The sequence below is a fragment of the Pseudomonas sp. PA-4-8C genome (assembly GCF_021606625.1).
GTDB lineage: Bacteria > Pseudomonadota > Gammaproteobacteria > Pseudomonadales > Pseudomonadaceae > Aquipseudomonas > Aquipseudomonas lactis.
On the sequence record NZ_WKCD01000582.1, the window covers coordinates 1 to 757 of the forward strand.

At 57.5% G+C, this 757-nt stretch carries 1 protein-coding gene; it reads right to left on the reverse strand.

Going from position 1 to position 757, the window contains the following annotated elements; genetic code table 11:
- Positions 1-757, reverse strand: a 757-nt coding sequence (locus GIW04_RS31105) for an immunoglobulin-like domain-containing protein (protein ID WP_329607666.1), incomplete at both ends; no start/stop codon positions are given.

A 757-nucleotide genomic window follows, 5' to 3' on the forward strand; every position in this document is an offset into this window, starting at 1 on the left:
GTGATCTGGCCGCCTTCGTTAACGGCACTTGGCGCAGTCAGCGTAACCGTGGTGGTGTTATCGGTACCCGGTGTGTCCGTAACGGTGGTGTTCACCGCGGTAGTGCCAGGGACCAGATTCTCGAAATGCTCGCCGCCGGTTACGCCTTTGATAGCGGTGGTGACGGTTTGATCGCCTTTATAGACATCATCAGGAGCAAGAACCGAAACGCTACCGCTCGATTGGTTTACGCCAATGGTGATGGTCTGGCCGTTATCCAAAGTCACGGTCAACGGGTTGGTGATGTTGGTCACCGGTGCGCCGTTCTTATCCACAAGGCTGGCGGTGTAGACGATGTTGCCGCCTTCGCCGACGGTGGTAGTGGCGGTCAGGACCACATCGACCTTGTCGATGGTGTCGTTGATCGTGGTGGTTGCGCCATTACCTGCAACTTCCAGTTTTTCGAAGTTGCCGCCGGTGGTCTCGGTGATCTGGACGGTCTGGCTGCTCTTGTCGATGAACACGTCATCGGTAGGGGCAGGCACGGTCACGGTGCCAACAGTGTCGCCAGCCTTGATGGTGATGCTTGAACCATTGTCGAGTTTCAGCGTGACGTCGGTGCCGGCCTTATTGCTCAAGGTCGCGGTGTACGTGATCTGGCCGCCTTCGTTAACGGCACTTGGCGCAGTCAGCGTAACCGTGGTGGTGTTATCGGTACCCGGTGTGTCCGTAACGGTGGTGTTCACCGCGGTAGTGCCAGGGACCAGATTCTCGAAAT